The organism is Novosphingobium sp. (assembly GCF_036733805.1).
Lineage (GTDB): Bacteria > Pseudomonadota > Alphaproteobacteria > Sphingomonadales > Sphingomonadaceae > Novosphingobium.
In genome coordinates this window covers 1-3,413 of record NZ_DAIMZT010000119.1, presented here as the reverse complement: position 1 = coordinate 3,413, position 3,413 = coordinate 1, and the positions used below count along the sequence as shown (strand labels likewise).

Below are 3,413 nucleotides of genomic sequence, written 5' to 3'. Positions count from 1 at the left end.
CGGCGCGGATGGCGGCGCGCTGATCCTGCTGCGGCTGCCGCTGGGCACCGTGGCGTTGGAGGAGACAGAGCAATGAACGAAGAGCGGCTGCTGGTGCTGGTCGAAGATGACGCCGACTTCGTGCGCACCTTGAAGCGATCCTTCGAACGGCGCGGCTATCGGGTGCTGACCACGGACAATCATGCAGGCCTGGTCGCTTTGCTGGCGGACAATAATCCGGGCTATGCCGTGGTCGACCTCAAGCTAGGGCCGGAATCGGGGCTGGTATGCGTCCAGACGCTGCATGCCCATGACCCCGGCATGCTGATCGTCGTGCTGACCGGCTTTGCCAGCATCGCGACGGCGGTGGAGGCGATCAAGCTGGGCGCGTCCAATTATCTCGCCAAGCCGTCCAATACCGACGATATCGAGGCCGCCTTCGCCCGTTCGGCCGGCGATCCGTCCACGCCGCTCGCCCCGCGCCCGACGTCGATCAAGACGCTGGAGTGGGAACATATCCACGAAGTGCTCAAGGACAGCGACTTCAACATTTCCGAAGCCGCGCGGCGCCTGGGCATGCACCGCCGCACCCTGGCGCGCAAGCTCGCCAAACGGCAGGTCGGTTGACCTGACGGAGCCGTCATGCCATGGCCATTCCGACGCGGGTGTAGCTCAATGGCAGAGCAGAAGCTTCCCAAGCTTACGACGAGGGTTCGATTCCCTTCACCCGCTCCACTGCGGAACCGCCCTTTTTCCTCTTTAACCAGCTTTGGCTCAGGGACTGCGGCAACGTCACGGTAAGCACCGGGGCGACCCTTCGGAAATCCCCAAGGCGGCAGGATGGCCTTGTGGTCGCGCACGCCCGATTTTCGAGGAAAATTTCACATTGCCGTCCTATCAGGACGAACACTTCAGAAATTAGCATTTCATTTCAAAATCATAACATCAAACATTTGATGTCCGACTACAAAAAACGGAACATTCACCCAAACGAGCGGGTTTGCAGATTTCGAGAAGAAAGAAGTAACGGGGAACTTATGAACACGGCGGCGCCGGAGGACTCTGGAAACCGCTTTGAGTTGCTTGTCCAGAGCGTTACCGACTACGCGATCTACATGTTGTCGCCCAACGGCATCATCGTCAGCTGGAATGCGGGTGCCCGCCGGTTCAAGGGCTATGAGGCCGAAGAGATTATCGGCGAACATTTTTCCCGCTTCTACACGCCCGAGGATCAGGCAGCCGGTCTTCCGGCCCTGGCGTTGCAAACCGCTGAAGAAGAAGGACGGTTCGAGGCGGAGGCCTGGCGCGTGCGCAAGGACGGCACGCCGTTCTGGGCAAATGTCGTCATCGACCCGATCCGGGATTCGGGCGGCAAGCTCATCGGTTTTGCCAAGGTCACGCGCGACCTGACCGAAAGGCGCGCCGCACAGGAGGCTCTGCGCGCCAGCGAGGAGCGGTTCCGCCTGCTGGTTCAGGGCGTCACCGACTATGCCATCTACATGCTCGACCCGGTGGGCACGATCACCAGCTGGAACGCGGGAGCCGAGCGCTTCAAGGGCTATACGGCCGACGAAATATTGGGCCAGAACTTCTCCCGCTTCTATTCTGAAGAGGACCGCATGGCCGGCGTGCCATCGCGGGCCCTGGAAACCGCCGAGCGCGAAGGCCGGTTCGAGGCGGAGGGCTGGCGCATTCGCAAGGACGGAACGCGCTTTTGGGCCAATGTCGTCATCGACGCGATACGCGATGACGACGGCAGGTTGATCGGCTTTGCCAAGATCACGCGCGACCTGACCGAAAGACGCGAAACGCAGCTGGCGCTGGAACAGGCGCGCGAAGCCATTTTCCAGTCGCAGAAGATGGACGCGATCGGTAAGCTGACCGGCGGGGTCGCGCATGATTTCAACAATTTGCTGGCGGTCATCGTGGGCAGCCTGGACCTGGCACGGCAGCGGTTGGCGACCGGCGCCGACATATCGCGCTATATCGACAATGCGATGACCGCAGCGGAACGCGGCGCGACCCTGACGCAACGCATGCTGGCCTTCGCGCGCAAGCAGGAGCTGAAGCTGAGCAGCGTCGATTGTGTGGCTCTGGTGCGCAACATGGCCGATCTGTTGCAATCGACGATCGGCCCCGCGGTTGCGATCGAAACGCGCTTCCCCTTGACGATGAGCGCCGCCCACGCCGACCCGGCCCAGCTGGAACTGGCGCTGCTGAACCTGGCGGTGAACGCGCGCGATGCGATGCCAGGCGGCGGACGGCTCATCATAGAGGGGCTGGAGGCGCACGTCCTGAACGAGGAGCGGCCCGATCTCGCCTCGGGCCATTATGTTCGGCTGTCGGTGATCGACGAGGGCGAAGGGATGGACGAAGCGACGCTTGGACGCGCCCGCGAGCCGTTCTTCACTACCAAGGGGGTGGGCAAGGGAACGGGCCTTGGCCTGTCGATGGTACATGGATTCGCCCAGCAGTGCGGCGGATCGCTGATCATATCCAGCGAGCCGGGTCGCGGAACCAGCGTTTCCCTGTGGCTACCGGTCGCGACAGCGGAAGCCGCGCAGCCAGCCAAGGTCGAACCGACGCCGGAGGCGGTGACGCTGTCAGGCGATCAACAGCTCGTGATCCTGGCTGTGGACGATGACGATCTGGTGCTGACCAACACGGCGGGCATGCTCGAGGAACTGGGCCACACGGTGTTCCAGTCGGCATCGGGCGACGATGCGCTGCGCATGCTGGCCGAATGCGACGTCGACATGGTGATCACCGACCATGCGATGCCAGGCATGACCGGGGCTCAGCTTGCGGATGCGATCGAGGAAAAGCTTCCCGGCCTGCCGGTTATCATCATCACCGGCTTTGCCGAACTGCCGCCCCATACCACACGACGGCAGCGGCTGGACAAACCGTTCAAGCAGGCCGAACTGGCACGCGCCGTCGCCATGGCGTGTCACGAGCGCCAGACAGAGAGGCTGATCCGGATCGCCGAACGATAAACGCCCGGCCGCCCTCCCGATTTGGTACGGATGGCCGGACAGATCGCCAGAATCTTCACCCGATCCCCGGAAAAGCGCGCTATAACAATGTCGTTGCGCAGCCGACATCCTGTCAGCTGCGCGGAGACCGCGCAGGAACGATGAATATCAAACCCGCCTTTCCCGACAAACGCTCGGATCGCAGGGAAAGCCCGCCCGCAGTCGGCCCGACATCGCATTATTTCACGTCGCTTCGCACTCGGTTGCATTATTTGGACTGGGGCAATCGATCGGCGCCGCCCCTGATCCTGGTCCATGGCGGCCGCGATCATGCGCGCAGCTGGGACTGGACCGCCCAGGCACTGGCCCGTGATTATCACGTGATCGCGCCCGACCTGCGCGGACATGGCGACAGCGCCTGGTCGGCGCAAGGCTCCTATCTGATGTCTGATTATGTGT

General features: G+C 62.6%; 3 protein-coding genes and 1 tRNA gene. All 4 read left to right on the top strand.

The window, feature by feature from the left end; all coding sequences use genetic code 11:
• Window positions 1-72: 72 nt before the first annotated feature.
• Window positions 73-606: a response regulator transcription factor gene (locus V7D69_RS15585; RefSeq protein WP_333606276.1), complete on the top strand. Its 534-nt coding sequence runs from the start codon at window positions 73-75 to the stop codon at window positions 604-606.
• Window positions 607-640: 34 nt separating this feature from the next.
• Window positions 641-714 (top strand) — tRNA-Gly (locus V7D69_RS15580).
• 302 nt (window positions 715-1,016) lie between these two features.
• Window positions 1,017-2,975, top strand: coding sequence for a hybrid sensor histidine kinase/response regulator (locus V7D69_RS15575; RefSeq protein ID WP_333606275.1), 1,959 nt, complete (start codon window positions 1,017-1,019; stop codon window positions 2,973-2,975).
• 140 nt (window positions 2,976-3,115) lie between these two features.
• Window positions 3,116-3,413: alpha/beta fold hydrolase (locus V7D69_RS15570; RefSeq protein ID WP_333606274.1), on the top strand; the 298-nt coding region annotated here is incomplete at its 3' end.